20 protein-coding genes are annotated in these 22,623 nt (G+C 69.7%); 7 read left to right on the top strand and 13 right to left on the bottom strand.

Annotation, left to right across the window (positions count from 1 at the left end; all coding sequences use genetic code 11):
• Nucleotides 1–3 precede the first annotated feature (3 nt).
• Genes AC07OQ_RS16410 through AC07OQ_RS16370 form a run of 9 tightly spaced genes read right to left on the bottom strand, consistent with a single transcriptional unit; the run spans nt 4 to nt 9,022 of the window.
• On the bottom strand, nt 4–714 hold the full coding sequence (locus AC07OQ_RS16410) for an ABC transporter ATP-binding protein (RefSeq protein WP_495054197.1): 711 nt from the start codon (nt 712–714) through the stop codon (nt 4–6).
• The gene (locus AC07OQ_RS16405; protein ID WP_495054196.1) at nt 714–1,466 is read right to left on the bottom strand and encodes an ABC transporter ATP-binding protein; all 753 of its coding nucleotides are present in this window, start codon (nt 1,464–1,466) and stop codon (nt 714–716) included. The genes AC07OQ_RS16410 and AC07OQ_RS16405 overlap by 1 nt, the downstream gene beginning before the upstream one ends.
• A complete protein-coding gene (locus AC07OQ_RS16400; protein ID WP_495054195.1) occupies nt 1,463–2,479 on the bottom strand; it encodes a branched-chain amino acid ABC transporter permease in 1,017 nt (338 codons plus the stop codon). The genes AC07OQ_RS16405 and AC07OQ_RS16400 overlap by 4 nt, the downstream gene beginning before the upstream one ends.
• Nucleotides 2,480–2,492: 13 nt before the next feature.
• A complete protein-coding gene (locus AC07OQ_RS16395) occupies nt 2,493–3,371 on the bottom strand; it encodes a branched-chain amino acid ABC transporter permease (RefSeq protein WP_495054194.1) in 879 nt (292 codons plus the stop codon).
• Nucleotides 3,372–3,416: 45 nt separating this feature from the next.
• Nucleotides 3,417–4,571, bottom strand: coding sequence for an ABC transporter substrate-binding protein (locus AC07OQ_RS16390; RefSeq protein WP_495054193.1), 1,155 nt, complete (start codon nt 4,569–4,571; stop codon nt 3,417–3,419).
• 20 nt (nt 4,572–4,591) lie between these two features.
• Complete coding sequence (locus AC07OQ_RS16385; RefSeq protein WP_495054192.1) at nt 4,592–5,386, bottom strand: alpha/beta fold hydrolase; 795 nt, start codon at nt 5,384–5,386, stop codon at nt 4,592–4,594.
• The gene (locus tag AC07OQ_RS16380; protein ID WP_495054191.1) at nt 5,383–6,984 is read right to left on the bottom strand and encodes a benzoate-CoA ligase family protein; all 1,602 of its coding nucleotides are present in this window, start codon (nt 6,982–6,984) and stop codon (nt 5,383–5,385) included. The genes AC07OQ_RS16385 and AC07OQ_RS16380 overlap by 4 nt, the downstream gene beginning before the upstream one ends.
• A gap of 8 nt (nt 6,985–6,992) precedes the next feature.
• Nucleotides 6,993–8,549 carry a 3,4-dehydroadipyl-CoA semialdehyde dehydrogenase gene (locus AC07OQ_RS16375; protein ID WP_495054190.1) on the bottom strand — a complete coding sequence of 519 codons (1,557 nt, stop codon included), beginning with the start codon at nt 8,547–8,549 and terminating at the stop codon, nt 6,993–6,995.
• Nucleotides 8,546–9,022, bottom strand: a complete 477-nt coding sequence (locus AC07OQ_RS16370) for a 4-hydroxylaminobenzoate lyase (protein ID WP_495054249.1) — start codon at nt 9,020–9,022, stop codon at nt 8,546–8,548. The genes AC07OQ_RS16375 and AC07OQ_RS16370 overlap by 4 nt, the downstream gene beginning before the upstream one ends.
• Before the next feature lie 105 nt (nt 9,023–9,127).
• Here AC07OQ_RS16370 and AC07OQ_RS16365 point away from each other — a divergent pair, with 105 nt between their 5' ends.
• The 4 genes from AC07OQ_RS16365 to boxA all read left to right on the top strand — a co-directional run bounded on the left by AC07OQ_RS16365 (nt 9,128) and on the right by boxA (nt 14,728).
• Complete coding sequence (locus tag AC07OQ_RS16365; RefSeq protein WP_495054189.1) at nt 9,128–10,081, top strand: helix-turn-helix transcriptional regulator; 954 nt, start codon at nt 9,128–9,130, stop codon at nt 10,079–10,081.
• Between the two features lie 186 nt (nt 10,082–10,267).
• Nucleotides 10,268–11,941 (top strand): 2,3-epoxybenzoyl-CoA dihydrolase, encoded by a 1,674-nt coding sequence (boxC, locus tag AC07OQ_RS16360; protein ID WP_495054188.1) that lies wholly within the window; start codon nt 10,268–10,270, stop codon nt 11,939–11,941.
• A 38-nt stretch (nt 11,942–11,979) separates the two neighbouring features.
• A complete protein-coding gene (gene boxB, locus AC07OQ_RS16355) occupies nt 11,980–13,407 on the top strand; it encodes a benzoyl-CoA 2,3-epoxidase subunit BoxB (protein WP_495054187.1) in 1,428 nt (475 codons plus the stop codon).
• A 52-nt stretch (nt 13,408–13,459) separates the two neighbouring features.
• Complete coding sequence (gene boxA, locus AC07OQ_RS16350; RefSeq protein ID WP_495054186.1) at nt 13,460–14,728, top strand: benzoyl-CoA 2,3-epoxidase subunit BoxA; 1,269 nt, start codon at nt 13,460–13,462, stop codon at nt 14,726–14,728.
• 20 nt (nt 14,729–14,748) lie between these two features.
• On the opposite strand, the gene AC07OQ_RS16345 is transcribed toward boxA, so the two are convergent.
• Nucleotides 14,749–15,471, bottom strand: coding sequence for a FadR/GntR family transcriptional regulator (locus AC07OQ_RS16345; protein WP_495054185.1), 723 nt, complete (start codon nt 15,469–15,471; stop codon nt 14,749–14,751).
• A 163-nt stretch (nt 15,472–15,634) separates the two neighbouring features.
• Between AC07OQ_RS16345 and AC07OQ_RS16340 the strand changes: the two genes are divergently transcribed.
• The 3 genes from AC07OQ_RS16340 to AC07OQ_RS16330 all read left to right on the top strand — a co-directional run bounded on the left by AC07OQ_RS16340 (nt 15,635) and on the right by AC07OQ_RS16330 (nt 18,798).
• A complete protein-coding gene (locus tag AC07OQ_RS16340) occupies nt 15,635–16,507 on the top strand; it encodes a fumarylacetoacetate hydrolase family protein (protein ID WP_495054184.1) in 873 nt (290 codons plus the stop codon).
• A gap of 34 nt (nt 16,508–16,541) precedes the next feature.
• Nucleotides 16,542–17,504: a tripartite tricarboxylate transporter substrate binding protein gene (locus tag AC07OQ_RS16335; protein ID WP_495054183.1), complete on the top strand. Its 963-nt coding sequence runs from the start codon at nt 16,542–16,544 to the stop codon at nt 17,502–17,504.
• Between the two features lie 181 nt (nt 17,505–17,685).
• Nucleotides 17,686–18,798 carry a mandelate racemase/muconate lactonizing enzyme family protein gene (locus AC07OQ_RS16330; RefSeq protein WP_495054182.1) on the top strand — a complete coding sequence of 371 codons (1,113 nt, stop codon included), beginning with the start codon at nt 17,686–17,688 and terminating at the stop codon, nt 18,796–18,798.
• A gap of 14 nt (nt 18,799–18,812) precedes the next feature.
• On the opposite strand, the gene AC07OQ_RS16325 is transcribed toward AC07OQ_RS16330, so the two are convergent.
• The 3 genes from AC07OQ_RS16325 to AC07OQ_RS16315 are packed head-to-tail and all read right to left on the bottom strand — an operon-like array spanning nt 18,813 to nt 22,548.
• Nucleotides 18,813–20,627 carry a TRAP transporter large permease subunit gene (locus tag AC07OQ_RS16325; protein ID WP_495054181.1) on the bottom strand — a complete coding sequence of 605 codons (1,815 nt, stop codon included), beginning with the start codon at nt 20,625–20,627 and terminating at the stop codon, nt 18,813–18,815.
• Between the two features lie 2 nt (nt 20,628–20,629).
• Nucleotides 20,630–21,652, bottom strand: coding sequence for a TRAP transporter substrate-binding protein (locus AC07OQ_RS16320; protein ID WP_495054180.1), 1,023 nt, complete (start codon nt 21,650–21,652; stop codon nt 20,630–20,632).
• 26 nt (nt 21,653–21,678) lie between these two features.
• On the bottom strand, nt 21,679–22,548 hold the full coding sequence (locus AC07OQ_RS16315; protein WP_495054179.1) for a TRAP transporter TatT component family protein: 870 nt from the start codon (nt 22,546–22,548) through the stop codon (nt 21,679–21,681).
• Nucleotides 22,549–22,623 lie beyond the last annotated feature (75 nt).

Raw genomic sequence — 22,623 nt, 5'->3', positions numbered from 1 at the left:
GCGCTACACGCCCAGGCAGGAGGCCAGGCGCGAGTCCTTGGCAACCTCCGCCGCCGAGCCTCGCAACACCACCTGGCCTTTCAGCAGCACCAGGGCCTGGTCGCTGCGCTCCAGCACCCGGCGGTAGTCGCGGTCGACGATCAGGGTCGCGATGCCGCTGCGCTTGATCTCGCCGATCACGCGCCAGATGTCCTGCACGATCAGCGGCGCCAGGCCTTCGGTGGCCTCGTCGAGAATGATCAGGTCCGGATGCGTCATCAGGGCGCGCCCGATCGACAGCATCTGCTGTTCACCGCCGGAGAGCTGGCCGCCGAGGTGCCCGAGGCGCTCGGAAAGGCGCGGAAAGGTCTGCATCACCCGATCGAAGCCCCAGTCCTGCCGGCCGCTGCGGGACGGGCGCGCCGCCATCACCAGGTTCTCGCGCACCGTCAGATTGGTGAACACGCCGCGGCCCTCGGGCACATAGGCGACGCCCATCCGGGCCATCTCGTGGGGCCGGGCGCGGGACATGTCCCGGCCCTGCAGGCTGATCCGGCCCTGGCGGCTGGCCACATGGCCCAGCAGGCTGCGTATCAGGGTGCTCTTGCCCATCCCGTTGCGGCCCAGCAGACCCAGGGTCTCGCCCTTGCGGATGCTGAGGTCGATGCCGTGCAGCACATGGGAGCTGCCATACCAGGCCCGCAGGCCCTCCGCGTCCAGCAGTGCCGCATCCATCAATGCTCCCCCAGGTAGGCCGCGCGCACGCCGGGGTCCGCCCGCACCTCGGCAGGCGTGCCGCAGGCGATGACGCTGCCGTTGACCATCACGGTGATCCGGTCCGCGATCCTGAACACCGCGTCCATGTCGTGCTCGACCAGCAGGATGGCGTGATCGGCCTTCAAGGCGGCCAGCAGTTGCAGCATGCGCTCGGTCTCCTCCGCCCCCATGCCGGCGAGCGGCTCGTCCAGCAGCAGGACCCGGGGTGCGGTGGCCAGGCACATCGCGATCTCCAGCTGCCGCTTCTGGCCGTGACTCAGCAGGCCGGCGGGGCGTCCCAGCAGCGCGGACAGCCCGGCGCGCGCCGCGGCATCGCGGGCCTTGCCCATGACGGGGCCGTCGCGGTGGGCGCTGCGCCACCAGGCCCAGGGTGCCTGGCGGCGCGCCTGGGCGGACAGCCGGCAGTTCTCCAGCACGCTGAACTCCGGATAGATGGTGTTGCGCTGGTAGCTGCGGCCCAGCCCGGCGCGGGCGCGGCGCGGCTGGGCCCAGGCGGAGACATCCCGGCCCAGCAACTCGACGCTGCCCGACGTGGGCGGGAACTCGCCCGACAGCAGGTTGATCAGGGTGCTCTTGCCCGCGCCATTGGTGCCGATCACTGCATGCACCTGGCCGCGCGCCAGCTCCAATGAGACCTCGTTGACCGCGACCAGGCCGCCCCAGCGGCGCGTCAGGGCCCGAGCCCGCAGCAGGATCTCGGTCTTGCTCATGCCTGGCGCTCCTGCCTGGGCAGGGTGGCTTCGTGCGAGCTCGTGGCGGCGATGGGGCGCCGTGCGGCCCGCTGGCGCCATTGCGCCGGGACGCCGACGATGCCCCTGGGCATCAGGGCCACGCTGGCAATGATCACGAGGCCCAGGCCCAGGTGCCAATGCTTGGCGAAGGCGCCGAACAAGGCCTCGCTCCTGAACAGCTCCTGCAGCAGGGCGAAGGCGAAGGCGCCGATCAAGGCGCCGCGCAGATGCCCGAGGCCGCCGAGGATGATCATGATCAGGAGCGCGCCGCTCAGGTGCCAGCTCAGCAGCTCCGGGTTGACGAAGCCGTCCTTGACCGCGAACAGGAATCCCGCCCAGCCGGCCAAGCCGCCCGACAGCGTGAATGCGGCCAGCTTGTAGGGATAGGTCGAGAAGCCGGCCGCGCGCATGCGCTGCTCGTTGACACGGATGCCGGCCAGCGCGCGGCCGAAGTTCGAGCGCAACACCAGGGCCAGCAGGCCGAACATCGCGAGCAGGCTGAACCAGGCGAAGAAGTAGATATGTCCCGCGCGCTCGAGGTCGAGCCAGCCGCCCAGCGTCGGCTTGGCATGGAGATAGATGCCGTCGGTGCCGCCGCCCAGCGGCGTGTCATGGGCCACGTAGTAGGCCATCTGCGCGAAGGCCAGCGTGACCATGATGAAGTACACGCCCTGGGTGCGCAGCGAGAGCGCGCCCACCACAAGGGCATAGAGCCCCGCCAGCACGATGGCCGCGGGCAGGACCAGCAGCAGCGCGGCGGGCTCGCCGCCGGCGGGCGAGAGCCGCACCGCCGCATAGGCGCCGATGCCGAAGAAGGCGGCCTGGCCGAAGCACACCAGGCCGGTGCTGCCCACCAGGAGTTCCAGGCTCAGGGCGAGCATCGCGTAGATCATGATCTTGGTGACCAGGTCCATGGCATAGCCGCCGGACACCAGGGGCAGCAGGGCCAGCAGGGCAAAGGCGAGCAGGACAAAAGAAACTCGGCCGTTCATCACGTCGTTCTCCTCAGGCCTTGAACAGACCGGACGGCTTCCAGAGCAGGATCATCGCCATCAGCACATAGACCAGCACGCCGGCCGCCTGGGGCAGCCAGACCTTGCCGAAGGTATCGACCACGCCGATCAGCAGGGCGGCCAGCAGGGCGCCGCGCACCGAGCCGATGCCCCCGATGACGACGACGACGAAGCAGATGATCAGCACCTGGGCGCCCATGCCCGGATAGACGCTGGAGATCGGGGCGGCCACCATGCCCGCGAAGGCGGCCAAGGCCACGCCGGCGGCAAAGACGAGACGGAACAGGCGCTTGATGTCCAGCCCGAGGCTCTGCACCATCTCGCGGTTGTTGCTGCCGGCGCGGATCATCATGCCGAGCCTGGTGCGGGTGAAGACCCACCACATGCCAAGCGCCAGCGCCAGGCAGACGCCGCTGACGAAGAGCCGGTAGACCGGGTAGGTCATCAGCTCGCCCAGCGGCAGGGTGGCCGAGAGCAGCGGCGGGGCGGCCACGCCATGGACCTCGTCGCCGACCAGCAGGCTGCGCAGTTCCTCGAACACCAGGATCAGCCCGTAGGTCATCAGCACCTGCTGCAGATGCTCGCGTTCATAGAGGAAGCTGAAGAAGGCCCATTCCAGCGCATAGCCCAGCGCCACCGCCAGCGCCGTGCCTATCAGCAGGGTCGTGAAGAAACCGCCGCCCAGGGTCTGCGCCACCCAGGGTGCCAAGGCATAGGCCATATAGGCACCGATCATGTAGAAGCTGCCGTGCGCCAGATTGATCACGCCCATGATGCCGAAGATCAGGGTCAGGCCGGAGGCCACGAGGAACAGCAGCAGGCCGTACTGCAGGGCGTTGAGGCACTGGATGAGAAAGGTCGCGAGATCCATGGGGCGGTTTCCTTGGCGGGCGCTGCCGGCCGGCAGCGCGCTGGCTTACATGCGGCAGCCGCGGCCGGGGTCGGCAAGGGCCTTGCTGGCCACGCCGACCGACCTGTTCTCCTTCGCGCCCACCTGACGCAGGTAGATGTCCTGCACCGGGTTGTGGCTGCGCGAGAGCGTGAAGGGGCCGCGCGGGCTGTCGATGCGTGCCGCGCGCAGCGCCTGCGCAAAGCCCTGGACGTTCTTGCTGTCGCCCTTGACCGCGGTCAGGCCGATGGCCAGCATCTGGGCCGCGTCATAGCCCTGGATGGCGTAGACATCGGGTTGCAGCTTGAAGGTCTTGGCATAGGCAAGCCGGAAGCCGCTGTCGCGCGGCGTGGCCAGGCCGTCGGCATAGTGCAGCGTGGTCAGCAGGCCGTCGGCATCGGCGCCCTGGGCCTCCAGCGTGCCGTCGGTGACGAAGCCGGCGCCGTACAGCGGGATGGACTTCTTCAGACCCGCCGCCGCATAGTCCTTGACGAACTTCACGGCACCGGCACCCGCGAAGAAGGTGTAGACCGCATCGGGCTTGGCGGCCGCGATCTCGGTCAGCAGCGCCTGGAACTCGACATTGGGGAAGGGCAGGGACAGCTCCTTGAGCACCTGGCCGCCGCCCTTCTCGAAGGACTCCTTGAAGCCCTGCACCGACTCGTCGCCCGCCGCGTACTTCCAGGTGATCGTGACCACCCTCTTCAGCCCCTTCTTGGCCATGACCTCGCCCATCGCATAGCCCGGCTGCCAGTTGGTGAAACTGGAGCGGAAGATATTGGGCGCGCACATCGGTCCGGTGACGGCGGCGGCGCCGGCATTCGGAACGATCAGCAGGGTGCCCGATTCCTTGGCGGCCTTGGCCATGGCCATCGCGACGCCGCTGTGCACGGTGCCGATCAGCACATCGACGTTGTCGCGCTTGATCAGCTTGTTGACGTTGTCGGTGGCCTTGGAGGGGTCGGATTCGTCATCGACGCGCACGAACTCGACCTCGCGGCCGGCTATTTTTCCGCTCTGCTCGTCGACATAGAGCCTGAAGCCGTTCTCGATGGCCGTGCCCAGCTGGGCGAAGGTGCCGGTGGCGGGCAGCATCAGGCCCACCTTCAGCTTGCTCTGGGCCCAGCTGGGCATGGCGGCCAGGGTCAGGGCGACCAGGGCGGGGAGGGCAATGTGCTGCATGGATGTCTCCTGTTTGTCGCTCAGGCCGGGCCGAGCTGTTGTTGCATGAAAAAGTCTGCGCAGGCGGCCAGCAGGGCCTCGGGCCGGTCCCGATGCGGGGAATGGCCACAGGCCGGCAGTTCCAGCAGCCGGGTCTGCGGTGCGGCGGCGGCGATGCCGCGGATCTGCTCCAGCGTGCCGTACTCGTCGTCCAGCCCCTGGACCGCCAGCACCGGGCAGCGGATGGCCGCGATCTCGTCGCGGATGTTCCAGTCGCGGAAGGCCGGGTCGAGCCAGATGCGGTTCCAGCCCCAGAAGGCCGAGTCCGGGTCGTCGTGGTAGCGCGCCAGGCGCTGGCGCAGATCGGCGTCGAGATAGGCCTGCCGCGCCTTCTCGATGCTGCCGACCGACAAGTCCTCGACCAGGATGTGGGGTGCCAGCACGATGACCCCGGCGCTCGCTTGCCGGCCCGCGTAGAGCAGGGCGATCGATGCGCCGTCGCTGTGGCCCAGCAGCCAGACCGGCCGCGCCACACCGAGCGCGCCGAGCAGGGCGGGCAGGACCTCGTGGGCCTGCCGGTGCATGAAATCCGGGCCCCAGACCTCCTCGGGCGCGCGCGCGGTGGAGCGCCCGTAGCCGGGGCGCGAATACACCAGGCCGCGCACGCCCAGCGCCGCGCACAGCCGGGCCGGGAAGTCCTTCCACATCGCCAGCGAGCCCAGCCCCTCGTGCAGGAACACCATCAGCGGTGCCTCGGCGGCCGCGGGGTTGACCCAGGCGTATTCGATCTGCACCTCGCGTCCGCGCCAGTTCAGCGCCAATCGTGCGCCGCTCATGCTGTCCGGGCCTCCAGCTCGCGCAGTCTGAAGCGCTGGATCTTGCCGGTGGCCGTCTTCGGCAGCTCGGGGATGAAGACGATCTGGCGCGGGTACTTGTAGGGCGCCAGCTTGTCCTTGACGAAGGCCTTCAACTCGTCGGCGCTGACCTCCCGGCCGGAGACCAGCACGACAAAGGCCTTGGTCTTGGTGAGGCCCGCCGCGTCCGGCGTGCCGATGACCGCGGCCTCCAGCACCGCCGGGTGCTGGACCAGCGTGGCCTCGACCTCGAAGGGGCTGACATAGATGCCGCTGACCTTCAGCATGTCGTCGCTGCGCCCGCCGTAGGTGTAGCTGCCGTCGGGGTTGCGCAGGTACTTGTCGCCGCTCTTGGTCCAGCCGCCCTGGAAGGTCTCGCGGCTCTTGGCGCGGTTGCCCCAGTACATCAGTGCCGCGCTGGGGCCGGCGATGTAGAGGTCGCCGGGCTCGCCGTCCGGCACGGCCTGCCCCTCGTCGCCGCGCAGCTCGACCCGGTAGCCGGGCACCGGCCAGCCGGTCGTGCCGTAGCGGACCGCCTCCGGGCGGTTTGACAGGAAGATGTGCAGCATCTCGGTCGAGCCGATGCCGTCGATGATGTCCACGCCGAAATGGCCGCGGAAGCGCTCGCCCAGATCGGCGGGCAGGGCCTCGCCGGCGCTGGAGACCAGGCGCAGCGTCAGCTGCGCCGCCGCGGGCAGCTGCGGCGAGGCCAGCATGCCCGCGAAGCCCGTCGGCGCGCCGAAGAACACCGTCGGCCAGACGCCGCCGATTTCGCCCAGCAGACGCTTGAAGCAGGCGTCGGGCGTGGGCCGTTCGGCCATCAGCAGGGTGGTCGCGCCGACGCTCATCGGGAAGCTCAGCGCATTGCCCAGGCCATAGGCGAAGAACAGCTTCGCCGCGGAGAAGCAGACATCGTCCTCGCGCAGGCCGAGCACCCGCTTGCCATACAGCTCCGCGGTCCAGTAGGGATTGGCATGCGAATGCACCGTGCCCTTGGGGCGGCCGGTCGAGCCGGAGGAGTAGAGCCAGAAGCCGGGATCATCGGCATGGGTGGCGGCGGCCTGCTGCAGCGGTGCATGGGCGGCCAGGAAGGCGCCGAACTCCAGTTCGCCGAAGCCCAGCGGAGCGGCCGGCCGGGAGACGACGACGCGCTGGACCTCGTGGTCGCATTGGCTCAGCGCGGCCTTCAGCACCGGCAGGAGCGCGCCGGAGGCGAGCACCGCCTGGGCCCGGGAATGCTCCAGCATGTAGGCATAGTCATCGGCGGTCAGCAGGGTGTTGACCGCCACCGGCACGGCGCCGGCGAACATGCAGCCCAGGAAGGCCACCGGCCAGTCCAGGCCGTCCTGCATCAGCAGCAGCACCCGTTCCTCGCGCTTGACGCCCAGGGCGCGCAGCCCGGCGGCCAGGCGCCGCACGCGCTCGTCCAGCTCGCCATAGCGCAGGGTGCCCGCGTCGTCGATGAAGGCGGGCTTGTCCCGCCGGGCCAGGTTCTGCCGCAGCAGATGCTCGGCAAAGTTGAAGACATCGGGCAGCGCGGGCAGGTCGGCCGGACGCTCGATCGCAGCGGGGCTCATCATGGGTCTCCTCAGAGCTTGGCCAGCACGGCGGGGCCGGCCTGGATGGCGCTGCGGCGGTGGTAGAAGTTCAGGGCGCGCAGGCCGCCGAGCTCCTCGCCGCCGCCGGCGCGGCCGGGGCCGCCGTGCAGCGATTGAGGCATCACATTGCCGTGCCCGCTATGGACCCGGCTCACCTCCGGGCTGACGACATGCACGCGCCCATGGTGGGGGGCCAGGGCGATCGCGGCCCCCGCCAGCGCGGCCGTGTCGTCGCCGTAGAGCGAGGCGACCAGCGAGCCCTGGCCGCGTCGGATCTGCGCGAGCGCGCCCGGCATGTCCCGATAGGGCAGCAGGCTGGCGACCGGGCCGAACACCTCGATGTCATGAACCAGCCGGGCAGACTCGACCGCGGCGGCGTCGGGCAGGCCCAGCAGCGTCGGCCCGATGCAGCAGGCGATGGCCGGATCGGCATCCACCAAGGGCGCGCGGCCGCCATCCACCAGGGTTTGCGCCTCGCCCTGCAGTCGCTCGAGGCCCGCGCGGACCGAGCGCAGCTGCGCTCGGCTCACCAGGGCCCCCATGCGCACGCTCGCGTTCCTGGGGTTGCCCACGCTGCAGCGCGCCAGCCGCGCGCCGACGGCCTCGGCCACCGCGCCGTAGACCGCCTCGGGGACGAAGGCGCGCCGGATGGCGGTGCATTTCTGGCCCGACTTGACGGTCATCTCGCGCACCAGCTCCTCGACGAACAGCTCGAAGGCCGGGTCTCCCGGCGCCTGGCCGGGCAGCAGCAGGGCGCTGTTGATGCTGTCCGCCTCGATGTTCGCGCGCACCGAGTGGCGGGCGATGGCCGCATGGGCACGGATCGTCGCGGCGGTCTCGGCCGAGCCGGTGAAGGACAGCACATCGAAGGGCCGCAGCGCATCCAGCAGGCCGGCGGCACTGCCGCAGACCACGCTCAGCGCGCCGGGCGGCAGCACGCCGGCATCGATCACGTCCCTGACCATGCGCTGCGTCAGCCAGGCCGTGGCCGTGGCCGGCTTCACGACCACCGGCACGCCCGACAGCAGCGCCGGCGCCGCCTTTTCCCACAGGCCCCAGGCCGGGAAGTTGAACGCATTGATGAACAGGGCCAGGCCCGCGACCGGGGTCTGGACATGCAGGCTCTGGAAGGCCGCATCCCTGGCCAGCGCGACGGCTTCGCCATCAAGCAGTCGATGGGTGTCCGGCAAGCCGGCACCCAGCTTGGCAAAGGTCGACAGGGTGTAGATCGCGCCATCGATGTCGACGGCGGAATCGGTCCTGACCGTGCCGCTGTTGGCCTGGGCGATCTCGTAGTAGTCGTCCCGGTGCCGCTGCAGCACGCCGACGATGGCCGCCAGCAGCTCGCCGCGCTGCCGGTAGCTCAGGGCCTTGAGGGCCGCCCCGCCCTGCTCGCGGGCATGGCGGAAACCGGCGCACAGGTCGAGGCCGGTGGCGTCGACCCGGGCCAGCGCCGTGCCGAGCACGGGGTCGTGCAGGACCGTGCCCGCGCCGCTGCCGGCGATCCAGCGGCCGCCCAGATGGTTGAGAAGCAGCTCCGCGGTCATGCTGTGAACTCGATCCGGCCTTGCGGCAACAGGTAGAGAACCAGGGCGCGCCCCTGGGTCACGGTCGGGGCATGGGTGCTGCCGGGCCCGTAGACCAGCCAGCCGGCGCCCTGGCCATCGAAGCGGGCCTCGGGCGTCAGCGGCATCACCAGGTCGATCTCGCCTTCCGGATGCAGGTGCCGCGGTCCGACAATGCGGTCCATGTCGACGACATCGACGGAGAAGCCCTGCAGATCGTCTTGCGGCCCGAAAATGCGTCCGTAGCGGATGCCGCCGCCCTCGCGCTGGCAAAGCCAACCGGCCCGGACGCCGTCGGTGCAGGCACCGAAGAGCGAGCGGAACATCGGGGAGTCGGCGCCATGCTCGGCATTTAGCCAGGCGGCCAGGGCGGCGCCGGGCGGCTGTCCGGCCTGCCTTTGTGCGATCTGGGCGGTCAGCGCCACCAGCCGACCGCGAAACTCTTGCACCGTCATTTGCTGTCTCCGGGTGGCCGTCCTGGCCTTGATGTGCCGCAAGCTTGCGGTCGGGGCTATCATGCATTATTGTGCGTATCGGCAATTTAGAACCCGCTCAAATTCATGTCAAGCAAAATAATGCCTGTTGCCGGGTTAGCCCCTAGCATTGAAGATCACGAGGCGCCGGCGGGCAGCGGCGCCGGCGAGAAGAACCCGTTTCTCGTTCATTTGGGCGAGCGTGTGCGCGCGCTGCGCTCGCGCCGCGGGCTGACGCGCAAGGCGCTGGCTCAGGCCGCGGACGTCAGCGAACGGCATCTGGCCAATCTGGAATACGGGGTCGGCAATGCCTCCATCCTGATCCTGCAGCAGGTGGCGCTGGCGCTGCAGTGCACGATGGCCGAGTTGATCGGCGATGTCACGACCCTCAGTCCGGAATGGCTGCTGCTGCGGGAGCTGCTGGACGGGCGCGACGAGGCGACGCTGCGGCGCGTGCGCATCGCGGTGGGCGAATTGCTCGGCACCGGGGGCTCGCAGGGCGAGCGGGGGCAGCCGCGCAGCCTGCGCGTCGCCCTGGTGGGCTTGCGGGGGGCGGGAAAATCCACCCTCGGCGCCATGCTGGCCGAGGCCCTGGACTTCCCCTTCATCGAGCTGAGCCGGGAGATCGAGAAGTTCGCCGGCTGCAGCGTGGGCGAGATCCAGGGGCTTTACGGCCAGGCGGCCTACCGGCGCTACGAGCGCCGGGCGCTCGAGGAGGCGATCCAGATCTATCCCGAGGCCGTGATCGCGACGCCCGGTGGCATCGTCTCCGATCCGGCGACCTTCAATCTCTTGCTGGCGCATTGTTCGACCGTCTGGCTGCAGGCCGAGCCGGAGGAGCATATGCAACGCGTCGCGGCACAGGGCGATATGCGGCCGATGGCGGCCAGCAGGGAGGCCATGGACGATCTGCGCGCCATCCTGGCGGGGCGGGCCGCCTTCTATGCCAAGGCCGAGATCCATCTGAACACCAGCGCCCAGGCCCTGCCGGAGACCTTCGATCTCTTGTGTGCCCAGGTCAAGGAACTGATCCGGGTCTGAGGCGACCGGGCTCGAGAAGCTCGGGGCCGGCGGGGAACCGCCGGCCCTTTTTGCATCAGGGCACCAAGGGAAAACGATAGGAATTTAAATGCATTATGTTGCTTGAGATTTATCGACACGCGCACGATACTGCATTGCATCCGGCAGCCAAGCGCTGCATTTTGATGCATGTTCAAGGAGTGTGCCGTGAGCGATCTCTCAGCCGTCAATGCGCCCCGGGTTGACTACCAAACCCACCCGAGCCGCTACAGGCATTGGAAGTTGAGCTTCGAAGGGGCGGTGGCGACGCTGGCCGCCGACTTCGACGAGGGAGGGGGGCTGCGCCCCGGCTACAAGCTCAAGCTCAACAGCTATGACCTGGGTGTGGACATCGAGCTGAACGATGCGATCCAGCGCATCCGCTTCGAGCATCCGGAAATCCGCACCGTCGTTGTCACCAGCGCCAAGGAAAAGGTGTTCTGCTCCGGCGCCAACATCTTCATGCTGGGCGTCTCCAGCCATGCCTGGAAGGTGAACTTCTGCAAGTTCACCAACGAAACGCGCAACGGACTGGAGGACTCCTCCAAGCACTCGGGCCTGAAGTTCCTGGCGGCCGTCAACGGCGCCTGCGCCGGCGGCGGCTATGAACTCGCCCTGGCCTGCGACGAGATCATCCTGGTGGACGACCGCAGCTCGGCGGTCAGCCTGCCCGAGGTGCCGCTGCTGGGCGTGCTGCCCGGGACCGGCGGCCTGACCCGGGTGACCGACAAGCGCCATGTGCGGCACGACCTGGCCGATCTGTTCTGCACCAGTGTCGAGGGGGTGCGCGGGCAGAAGGCCAAGGACTGGCGGCTGGTCGATGCGATCGCCAAGCCGGCGGTCTTCGCGCAGAGGGTGCAGGAGCGCGCGCTGGAACTGGCCGGGCAGAGCGATCGGCCGGCCGGCGCCAAGGGGGTGGCGCTGACGCCGCTGCAACGCGAGATCGAGGCCGACGCGCTGCGCTATGCGCATGTCCGGGTCGAGATCGCTCGCGGCCGCCGCACGGCCGCGTTCACCGTGCATGCGCCCGGCGGCCCGCAGCCCACCGACATCGCCGGCATCGAGGCGCTGGGCGCCGCCTGGTATCCGCTGGCCCTGGCGCGCGAACTGGAGGATGCGATCCTGCATATGCGCACCAACGAGCTGGAGATCGGCTGCTGGCTGATCAAGACCGCCGGCGACGCCGATGCGGTGCTGGCCATGGATGGCCTGCTGCTGGCGCAGCAGGGGCATTGGCTGGTGCGCGAGACCCTGGGCCTGCTGCGTCGCACCCTGAGCCGGCTGGATGTGTCCTCGCGCAGCCTGTTCGCCCTGGTGGAGCAGGGCTCCTGCTTCGCCGGCAGCTTTCTTGAACTGGCCCTGGCCTGCGATCGCATCTATCACCTGGCCCTGCCGGATGACGAGCATGGGGCGCCCAAGCTGATCGTGGCCGAGCTCAACTTTGGCGCCTTCCCCATGGCCACCGGCCAGAGCCGCCTGGGCCGGCGCTTCTACGACGAGCGGCCGGCATTGGATGCCGTGCGCGCCAGGGCCGGCCAGCCGCTGGATGCCGATGCCGCGATGGGCCTGGGTCTGGTCACCTCGAATCCCGACGACATCGACTGGGCCGACGAGCTGCGCATCGCCATCGAGGAGCGTGTCGCCATGTCGCCCGACGCCCTGACCGGCATGGAGGCCAATCTGCGCTTCAACGGGCCCGAGAACCTGTTCACCCGCGTGTTCGGCCGCCTGAGCGCCTGGCAGAACTGGATCTTCCAGCGCCCCAACGCCGTCGGCGAGAAGGGCGCGCTGAAGGTCTACGGCAAGGGCGACAAGGCCCTGTTCGACTGGCACCGCGTCTAAGCCCACAAGTTCGACTCGAAAGTCACGGAGACCTGCGCATGTCCACGATCAACTACAGCGAAAAAATACCCAACAACGTCAACCTGTCCGAGGACCGCACGCTGCAGCGTGCGCTCGAGCAGTGGCAGCCCAACTTCATCAACTGGTGGGACGATGTCGGCCCGGAGGGCTCGACCGACCACGAGGTCTACCTGCGCACCGCGATCAGCGTCGACCCGCAGGGCTGGGCCCAGTTCGGCCATGTCAGGATGCGCGACTATCGCTGGGGCATCTTCCTGAATCCCGGCAATGCCGATCGCGAGATCCACTTCGGCGACCACAAGGGCGAGAAGGCCTGGACCGACGTGCCCGGCGAGCACCGCGCGAATCTGCGCCGCATCATCGTCACGCAGGGCGACACCGAGCCGGCCTCGGTCGAGCAGCAGCGCCACCTGGGCCTGACCGCGCCGTCGATGTATGACCTGCGCAATCTGTTCCAGATCAATGTCGAGGAAGGTCGCCATCTGTGGGCCATGGTCTACCTGCTGCACCGCCACTTCGGCCGCGACGGCCGCGAGGAGGCCGAGGCGCTGCTGGACCGCCGCTCGGGTGACGAGAACAATCCGCGCATCCTCGGGGCCTTCAACGAGGCCACGCCGGACTGGCTGGCCTTCTTCATGTTCACCTACTTCACCGATCGCGATGGCAAGTTCCAGCTCTCGGCCCTGGCCGAGAGTGCCTTCGACCCGCTGGCCCGCACGACCAAGTTCATGCTGACCGAGGAGGCGCACCACATGTTCGTCGGCGAGAGCGGCGTCTCGCGCGTGGTGCAGCGCACCTGCCAGGTGATGAGCGAGCTGAAGACCGACGACGTGGGCAGGCTGCGCGCCGCCGGCGTGATCGACCTGCCGACCTTGCAGCGCTATCTGAACTTCCACTACAGCGTCACCATCGATCTGTTCGGCGCCGACCAGAGCAGCAATGCCGCCACCTTCTACAGCGCCGGCCTGAAAGGGCGCTACGAGGAAGGCAAGCGTGACGACGACCACCTCCTGAAGGGTCAGAGCTACAAGGTGTTGGAGGTCGCGAACGGCCAGTTGGTCGAGAAGGAGGTGCCGATGCTCAATGCGCTGAACGAGGTGCTGCGCGACGACTTCATCAGGGACTCGGTGGCCGGCGTCGGCCGCTGGAACAAGGTGATCGAGAAGGCTGGCATCCCGACCCGCCTGGTCGTGCCGCACAAGGCCTTCCACCGCAATATCGGCGCGCTGGCCGGCATCAAGATGTCGCCCGATGGGCGCGTGGTCGGCGAGGGCGAATGGCAGGCCAGGAAGGGCGAGTGGCTGCCCACCGACGAGGACCGCGCCTTCGTGGCCAGCCTGATGGGCCGCGTGGTCGAGCCGGGCAGGTTTGCGAACTGGATCGCGCCGCCGGTGATGGGCATCAACCGCCAGCCGGTGGACTTCGAGTACGTCCGTTTCAACTGAGCCCGGCCCGAGGGCGGCACTTCGGGCCGCCCCGCGAACAAGGAGACGCTGCATGGACATGAAGGAAGCGATCCTCATCAAGCAGCACCTGATCGATCCCGAGATCTGCATCCGCTGCAATACCTGCGAGGCCAGCTGCCCGGTGGGGGCGATCACGCACGACTCGCGCAACTATGTTGTCGACGCCGCGAGGTGCAATCTGTGCATGGACTGCGTGCCGCCATGCCCCACGGGCAGCATCGACAACTGGCGCACCATGCCCAAGGCCCTGGCCTACAGCGTCGAGGCCCAGCTGGGCTGGGACATGCTGCCCGACGAACTGAGCGCTGAGCAGCTCGGCGCGGCGGGGGTGCCCGGGCCGGCGCCCGCGATGCTGGCCGCTGGCACGCAGCCGGACCGGGCCGGCGGCGCGCTCAAGGTCGCGCAATACGGTGCCAGCGTGCCGCCCTGGTCGGCCGCCCATGCCTACAGCAATCTCTATGGCCCCAAGGCCGCGGAGAAATGCGTCGCTGCCACCGTGGTCGGCAATGTGCGGGTGACCGGGGTCGGCACCGATTACGACACGCACCATATCGTGCTGGACTTCGGCGGCATGCCGTTTCCGGTCCTCGAGGGGCAGAGCATCGGCATCATCCCGCCCGGCGCGGATGCCCAGGGGCGGCCGCACCACCCGCGGCAATACTCGATCGCCAGTCCGCGCAACGGCGAGCGGCCCGGCTACAACAATCTGTCGCTGACCATCAAGCGCGTGCTGGAGGACCATGAGGGCAGGCCCGTGCGCGGCGTGGCCAGCAACTATATGTGCGATCTCGCGATCGGCGCGAAGGTGCAGGTCATCGGCCCGTTCGGCAGCAGCTTCCTGATGCCCAACCACCCGCGCAGCCACATCGTGATGATCTGCACCGGCACCGGCTCGGCGCCGATGCGGGCGATGACCGAGTGGCGGCGACGCCTGCGCGCGTCCGGCAAGTTCGAAGGCGGCAGGTTGATGTTGTTCTTCGGTTCGCGCACCCCCCAGGAACTGCCTTACTTTGGCCCCCTGCAAAAGCTGCCCAAGGATTTCATCGATATCAATCTGGCCTTCAGCAGGATTGCGAATCGGCCCAAACGCTATGTGCAGGACCTGATGCGCGAGCGGGCCGCCGACCTGGCTGCGCTGCTGCAGGATCCTCAGGCGCATTTCTACGTCTGTGGCCTGAAGTCGATGGAGGAGGGTGTGGTGATGGCCCTGCGCGACATCGCCCAGCAGGCGGGGCTGGACTGGGACGGCATCGGTGCCGGGCTGAGGCGCGAGGGCCGCCTGCAGCTGGAGACCTACTGACGCCGCCTGCGCCGCCGGCATCAATAGCCCAGCAGGTTGCGCCGCACATGCGTCAGGTGCTCGCGTGCCGCCTGCACGGCGCGCGCGACGTCGCGGTCCTTGAGCGCGGCCACCAGGGCACGGTGCTCGCCCTGGTAGGCCAGGCGGCGCTCGGGCGTGACCGTCCTGCGCTTGAGCGCGCCCCAGTCGCCCTGCGAGCGCACATGGTTCATCAAACGGAACACGCTCGAGACGAAATTGTTGTGCGCGGCATCGGCGATCACCTCGTGCAGCTGGCCGTCCCAATGCTCGAACTCCTCCAGCGTGGTGGCCGCCTCGGCCCGCGCGCAGCAATGCTCCATGCGCTGCAGATCGGCCGGCGTCGCGCGCCGGATCACCATGTCGATGATCGCCGGCTCGAAGGTCATCCGCGCTTCCATCAGCTCGGTCGGACTGGTCATGGCCGCCGGGTTGTCGGCCGCCAAGCCGGCCAGGGCCGCGGCCGCGCGCTCGGCGACATAGGTGCCGCTGCCGACCGTCTGCGTGATCAGCGACAGGTCCTTCAGCTCGCCGAGCACGCGCCGGACCGTCGAGCGGCCGAGGGCGTATTCGGCGCACAGCGCGCGCTCGGTCGGCAGCCGGTCGCCGGGGCGCAACCGGCCGTTGTGAAGCTGCGCGAGCAGCGCCTCGCGCAGGCGAAACGCGGCACCGCCGGCGTTCGGGTGGGTGCTGTCGGCTTGCGCGGTGGATCGTTTGGCGGGCATGGTGGGCATGCTAACCAATCGTGATCAATTGCGACCAATCAGCGCCATTGGCTAGGGAAAACTCGAATCATTACCGGGTGAATTGGTTGCAGATTGGTTCTTCCTGAGCATCGGTCGCGGGCCTAGCATGCAGGCTCGAATCGACTTCACCCAGCCTCCTGCCATGCGCCTTGCCTGCTTTGAAGACCGCGGTCGCCAACGTGTCGGCCTTGTTGCCGATGACCTCCAATCCGTCGCGCCGCTGGCGCTCGGCGACGCCGAGGCCGCACTCGGCGTGCTGCCCCTGGTGGAACGCCTCGGCCGTGGCGAGCCCCTGCCCGAGCGCGACGGCGCGCCGCTGCCCATCGCCTCGCTGCGCCTGCTGGCGCCGCTGCCGCGGCCGCGCCGCAATCTGTTCTGCGTGGGCCGCAACTACCACGCCCATGCCGCCGAGCTGAAGGGCTCGGTGTTCAAGGACGACAACAAGCCGGTGGACCAATGGCCCATCGTGTTCACCAAGGTGCCCGAATGCGTGGTGGGCCCGCGGGACGAGATCCGCCTGCCCGGCGCGCAGATCACCGAGCAGATCGACTACGAGGCCGAGCTGGCCGTGGTGATCGGCCGCGGCGGCAAGAACATAGCGCGGGCCGACGCGATGGCCCATGTGTTCGGCTACACCATCGTCAACGACGTCACCGCGCGCGACGTGCAGATGCGCCACGCGCAATGGGACCTGGGCAAGTCCTTCGACACCTTCTGCCCGATGGGGCCCTGGATCGTCACGGCCGATGCCTTCGACGGCCTGCACACCCGCGTGCGCTGCTGGGTCAACGACGAGCTGCGCCAGGACGGGCCCACCGAGCAGATGATCTTCGACATCCCCACGCTGATCGAGACGATCTCGCGCGGCATCACGCTCTACCCGGGCGACATCATCGCCACCGGCACGCCGGCGGGCGTGGGCATGGGCCTCACGCCGCCGCGCTGGCTGCGCAGCGGCGACCGCGTGCGCGTCGAGATCGACGGCCTGGGCGCGCTCGAGAACCGCGTGGCCTGACCCCCTCGAACAGAAAAACATCAGGAGACCAAGCATGCGAGCGAAGCGATTCGCGGCCGCGCTGGCGGCCCTTGCCTGCGTGCTGGCCGCGCAGGCCCAGTACCCCGAGCGGCCGATCACGATGATCGTGCCCTTCCCGCCCGGCGGCGTGGCCGACACCGTGGCCCGGCCGGTGGCCGAGGCCCTGAGCCGGGAGCTGAGGCAGCCGGTCGTGATCGAGAACAAGGGCGGTGCCGGCGGCGCCCTGGGCATCGGCCAGGCGGCGCGCGCGCCGGCCGATGGCTATACCCTGCTGCTCAGCCTCAGCTCGATCTCCATCCTGCCCGAGGCCGACAAGGTGCTTGCGCGCAAGCCGCAATATCAGCTGGCGCAGTTCCTGCCGCTGGCGCGCCTCACTGCCGATCCCACGGTGCTGGTGGTGCGCGGCGATGCGCCCTGGCGCACGGTGGAGGAGTTCGTGGCCGATGCCAAGCGCAGGCCCGGGGCCTACAACTACGGCAGCTCCGGCAATTACGGCACCATGCATGTGCCGATGGAGACGTTCAAGAACGCGGCCGGCTTCCACATGACCCATATTCCCTTTACCGGCGCCGGCCCGGCCGTCACCGCGCTGCTCGGCGGCCAGGTCGACGCGCTCGCGACCGGTCCGTCGACGGTGCTGCAGCACATCAAGGCCGGCAAGCTGCGCGCGCTGGCGCATTGGGGCGACAAGCCGCTGGTCACGCTGCCGGAGCTGCCGAGCCTGCAGCAAAAGGGCTGGAAGGTGCAGTTCGCGCAATGGTCGGGCGTGTTCGTGCCGGCCGGCACGCCCGAGGGCACGGAGCGCCAGCTGCGCGAGGCATTGCGCCGGGTCGCCGCGGACGCCGGCGTGCAGCAGACCGTGCTGCGCGCGGGCAGTCCGATCGAGTACCTGGATGCGCCGGCCTTTGCCGCCTACTGGCAGCAGGATGCGAAGGCGATGACCGAGGCCGTCCAGAAGATCGGCCGTCTCGAGTGATGTGAGAGTGACATGAGGGCCTGCGGGGCCGCCGGGCCGTCCGGGGGCCGCGTCGCGCAGGGGCGGCCCGCCGGCGTAGGCCTTGGAGGCCTTATTGGCCCTACCGATCTCCGGGAGCGAGTTGCTCGACGGCCCAAAGCCGGTCAGCATCGGCCTCGGACAGCATCGAGGAGACGCGGCCATGAAGATCACCCGCATCGAGATCCACCTCATCCGTGTGCCCTTCGACATGGGGGCGGCGCCGAAGGCCTTTGCCGGGATGAGCTGGACCTCGGTCGATTCCCTGTTCGTGCGCGTTTGCACCGACGCGGGCGTCGAGGGCTGGGGGGAGGGCTGGGGGCATGTCGCCTGCCCGACCACCAGTGCGGCCCTGGCGACGCTGGTCGGCCCCGCGTTCATCGGGCGCGATGTCGGCGACAGATCGGGATTGATGCTGGAGATGGGGCACCGTTTCCATATCCATGGTCGAACCGGCCCGGTGGCCTATGCGCTTTCCGCCATCGAGATCGCCTTGTGGGACATCGCGGGCAAGCTGGCGTCGCTGCCGATCGCGGCGCTGCTGGGCGCTGCGCCGCGCGAGCTGACCGCCTATGCCAGCCTGCTGCGCTACGCGGAGCCGGAGCTGGTCACGGCGGCCATCGAGCGCGCCCTGGCACAGGGGTTTCGCCACCTCAAGCTGCACGAGGTGCGGCTGGACACGGTGCGTGCGGCCCGCGCCGCCTGTGGCGAGGCGGTGTGGCTCGCGCTTGACACCAACTGCCCGTGGAGCGTGTCGGAGTCGATTGCAAGCGCTCGCGCGCTCGAGGCGCTGCGCCTGGCCTGGCTGGAGGAACCGGTGTGGCCCCCGGAGGACTACGCCGGTTTGGCGCGCGTGCGCGCCGCGACGACGCTCCCCATTGCCGCCGGAGAGAACGTGGCCTCCGTGCAGGAAATGGCCGCGATGCTGCGGGCGGGGGCGGTCGACATCTGCCAGCCCAGCGTCATCAAGTTCGGCGGCATCGACGCGGTGGCCCAGGCCGCGATCCTGGCGCGTACGCATGGCGTCGACTATGTGCCGCATTGCTTCTACTTCGGCCCGGGCTTCCTGGCCTCGCTTCACCTCGCCGCTGCCTTCGCGCCGGACGTCGCCTTCGAGCTCTTCTTCGGCGATCTGGAGGCCAGCCCCTATCACGACGCGGTGCGCGCTCGCGAGGGACGCCTGTCGGTGCCGCCCGGGCCCGGCCTGGGACTCGAACCGGACCTGGATGTGATCGCCCGCTACCGGCTCGGTCCTCCGGTCGTGATCGAGAACTGAGGGCCAGCCCTGGCCTAATGCCGCAACAGCGCCGGCAGGCCGGTCGACAGCGGCGGCCACAGGGCGATGATCAGGGTACCGGCGAAGATCGCTAGCAGCGCCGGCAGCACGGAGCGCGCCACATAGCGGATCGGCTTGCCGAACATGGCCGACGCGAAATAGATGTTCATGCCGGCCGGCGGGCAGAGGAAGCCGGCCTCCATCGCGGCCAGGAAGATGATGCCGAAGTGCAGGGGGTCCAGGCCGTAGCTGTGCGCCAGCGGCAGCAGCAGGGGCACCAGCACCGCGATGGCCGCGAAGATCTCCATCAGCGCGGCGGCGACGAACAGGAAGGCGCATAGCGCCAGCAGGAACAGATGCCTGTCGGGGATCGCGGCCTGCACCCAGTCCACCGCCCGCTCGGGAATGCCGGCGTCGACCATGAAGTTGGTCAGCGCCAGGGCCATGCCCAGGATCAGCATCACGCCGCCGATCACCTGGGCGCATTCGGCCAGGCAGCGCGCCAGCAGCCGCCAGCCCAGCTCGCGGTGCACCAGGCCCTGGGTGAACAGGGCGTAGGCGGCGGTCAGTGCGGCGCTCTCGGTGGGCGTGGCCAGGCCGCTGACCAGGGCGCCGATGGCCACCAGCGGAGCCGCGATCTCCCATTTGGCGGTCCAGGCAGCGGCCATGGCGCGGCGCGGATCGGGCGGCGCGGCGGGCCCGGCCGCGCGGCCGCCGGTGCGCCGCAGGAAACCGCCCAGCAGCAGCAGGCAGGCCACCATCACGGCGGCCGGCAGCAGCCCGGCCAGGAACATGGCCTCGATCGGCACGCGCGCGATCACCGCGTACATGATCAGCGGCACCGAGGGCGCCAGCAGCACGCCCAGCGCGCTGGCGCTGGTCACCATCCCGATGCCGCGCTGCTCGGGATAGCCGGCCCGGCTCAGCAGGGGCAGCAGCAGACCGCCCAGCGCCAGGATCGTGACGCCGCTGCCGCCGGTGAAGGCGGTGAAGGCCGAGCACAGCAGCGCCGCGGCCAGCACCGTGCCGCGCTGTCCGCCGCCGAACAGCTGCACGAACAGCTCACCCAGTCGCGTGGCGGCGCCAGTGCGGGCGAACACCAGACCGGCCAGCGTGAACAGGGGCAGGGCCGGCAGCGAGGGATTGACCGTGATCTGGTAATGCGAGAGCGCGATCGAGGCCAGCGGCAGCCCCTCGCTCCAGAACAATGCCAGCGCCAGGCCGCCCAGCGCGGCGAACACCGGCGCACCCGTCAGCAGCAGGGCCAGCAGCAGGAGCAGGGCCGGGGCCAGCGGCAAGACCCGACCCTCGCCGTAGGTGGCGGCCAGCCAGCCGGCCAACGGCAGCAGCAGGGCGGCCAGGGCCCGCAGCGGCAGCGGCCGCGCGGCCTGGGTGCCCAGCCGCAGGCCCAGCAGCGCGAAGCCCAGCGGCAGGCTCAACTGCACCCACCAGATGGGCAGCCCATAGGCTAGCGGCTGGCCGCCCAGGCGTTCGGCCTCCACCAGCTGCCAGCCGGCGCGCGCCAGCATGCCGCACAGCAGGGCCGCGCCGCCCTTGGCGAAGGCGCGCACGCGGGCCTGGGTCGCGGCGCTGCCGAGATGGTCGAGGCTGCTGCCCAGACTGCTGAGATGGCCGCGGCGCTCGGCCGCGATGGCGCCGAACATGGCCAGCACCAGGCCCAGGTGCTGCACCAGCACCGCGGCGTTCTCCACGCCGCGGCCCAGCAGCGGGCGGGCCGCCATCTCCAACAGCGGCAGGGCCAGCATCAGGGCCAGCGCCAGCACGCCCGGCAGATTGTCCAGGCGCGCCAGCAGGGCGAGCGGCGCCACCCTCACTTGCCCCGCGCGGCGCGGTAGGCCTTCAGGTGCAGAAAGACCTCGTCGAAGGTTTCGGCCGGCACCATGCTGCCGCGGATGCGCGGGTAGAGCTTCTCGGCCAGCTCCGTCCATTCGCGCCATTGCTCGGGGCTGGGCGTGTTGACGCTCAGGCCGCGCTTCTTCATCGCGGCCACCGCCTCGTCGACCTCCTGGCGCGCCTTGGCGCGCATCTGCAGGCCGGCCCTGTCGCCGGCCAGGCGCAGCGCCTGCTGGGCCGCGGGCGACATCTCGTCCCAGGCCTTCTTGCTGACCACCAGGGCGCCGACGATCGGGGCCCAGTTGATGTCCAGCATGTTCGAGGCCGTGCCGTAGACCTGGCTGGCCAGCGCGAAATAGGGCGTGGCGGGCACGACATTGATCATGCCGGTCTGCAGCGAGGGCAGCACGTCGGCCGTCTCCAGCGGCACCGGCGTGTAGCCCAGGCTCTTCATGATGGCCTGCTGCTCGGGCTCCGAGCCCCAGGCGAAGAACTTCATGCGCTTGAAGTCCTCGGGCCGGAAGGCGGCCTCCTTGGAGAAGAAGCGCACCCAGCCGGCGTCGCCCCAGCCCAGCACGACGAAGCCGCGCTCCAGGAAGCGCTTCTCCATCGCGGGGCGTAGCTTCTCGCGCACATGGTCGACCTCGTCCCAGCTGCGGAACAGCAGCGGCAGGTTCTGCAGCGCGGCGATGCTGGGCTCGATCTCGCGCAGCCCCACGACCGACATCAGCGCGCCCTGCAGCTGGCCGATGCGCATGCGCCGCGCCAGCTCGGCCTCGCCGCCCTGGCTGCCGTCGGTGAACACGACGAACTTGGCGTTGGCGCCCTGCGCGGCGCGCCAGGACTCGCCCAGTTCCATCAGCTGCTGGTGGTAGAGCGAGTTCCTGGGCACCACGGTACCGATGCGCAGCTGCACGGTCTGGGCCCGGACCAGGGGGCTCAGGCCGAGGCCGATCAACAGGGCCAGGCCGAGCCGGCGGGACAAGCGGGTCTTGATCATGGGGATCCGGTGAACAGGGGAGGGGCTCAGAAACGGTCGTCGGCGCTGTCCAGCAGCCATTGGGCGCGCTCGCGCATCAGCTGGTTGGCGAGGTCCGGGCGTGCCCTGCCGGCCCGCAGGGCCTGCTGCAGCAGGCGCTCGAAGGCGGGGCGGTCGCCGTCCGCCAGGGCCTCGGCGCGCGCCACGTAGACGCCGGCATTGCGGCCCGCGCCGAAGGCCTCGGCCTGGTCGAAGAAGCGCTCGGCCTCGCGCCGGCTGCCTCCGGGGCGGGAGGCCTCGAACGTGCCCATCAGGCCGGCCAGCGCGCCTTCGCCATGACCGGGCTCGCGCTCCCAGGCCAGGCGGGCCAGGCGCACGGCCAGCGGCAGGTCGGCCACGACATCGGGCAGGTCCTTGGACAGCGAGATATGGGCGCCCCAGGAGGCGGCCGCCCAATAGGCCAGGCCGATCTGGTCGCCGTCCAGGCGTGGCGGCACGGCGCCATCGGCAAGGGAACGGGCAAAGCCGGGATGGCGCTGTTCCAGGGCGTTCATCGCGTGCCGGTGCGCGCGCAGGTACAGGCGCGCGGCGCGCTGGCGCAGGCGCAGGGCCGCGGCCGCGTCGCGGCCTTCCAGGCGCTCGGCCTCGAAGGCCACGAACGCGAAAGCGTATTGCGTGAACCCGCTCGCCACGGCCTCGCTCAGCGCCACATGGCCGGGCGTCTGGCGCAGCAGCGACTCGGAGAATTTCAGATAGAAGGCGCCGGCCTCGCGGGCCAGCACGAGGTCGTCTTCCTGGGCCTGCCCCTGGGCGGCCAGTTCATCGGCCATCCGGTTGAGCAGCAGATGGCGCGGGGAGCAGGCGCTCAGCAGCGCCAGCAGGGATAGCAGAGACAGGAGAGCGAGGTGGCGCCGCACGGACAGGCTGTCATGGCTTCGTCGGTGAAGCCGCCAGTCTAGGTCGGCCAGATGAAGCCGCGGTGACAGGCCGGG

It is taken from the genome of Roseateles sp. GW821-FHT09B06, from assembly GCF_059418245.1.
The sequence above is the reverse complement of the archived record's forward strand: the minus strand, read 5'-3'. Positions and strand labels throughout refer to the sequence as shown.